The following is a 471-nucleotide window of genomic DNA, read 5'->3' as shown; positions in this document are numbered from 1 at the left end:
ATAACAAAAACCAAGACTTGAACCGACAAATGCAAATGCAACTTATGCAGATGCAAGGGCAAAATCAACTTGCTCTGTCGAAACAAAACTTTGACCAATCCTTATCGTTAAAGGGTTTGACTTCAACTAGCTCTCAAGCTGGTAACAACCAAATTGGACCAACTACCGGACTAAACGAACCAGACCGTGGAACAGTTACTTTTACTCCTGGCGGATCCCTTTCGGATGAAGCTAGAGGTATGACAACTGGAAACGACATACATGGATTAACAGCAGACACTAGTAGTAGTAGGGTTTTGAACTTCACTACCAACAATGCACTGCTGTCTCGTGCTTTAACAACGAATGACGATCCTGACACAAAAGATCGTATCATTGCAGCACAAACTGAAGATGAGTCAGATGATTCATCAAATGGAGCACCATCAACACCGAGTGTTCCTCAACCTGGCACTTCAGCCAGCACACAAC

General features: G+C 43.3%; 1 protein-coding gene. It reads left to right on the top strand.

The features are described 5' to 3' along the window. The coding region (locus tag QWY29_RS19760; protein ID WP_300962949.1) for a hypothetical protein at nt 1-471 on the top strand (471 nt) is incomplete at both ends.

This window comes from Nocardioides abyssi, assembly GCF_030412915.1.
Taxonomy (GTDB): Bacteria; Actinomycetota; Actinomycetes; order Propionibacteriales; family Nocardioidaceae; genus Nocardioides; species Nocardioides abyssi.
The sequence above is the reverse complement of the archived record's forward strand: the minus strand, read 5'-3'. Positions and strand labels throughout refer to the sequence as shown.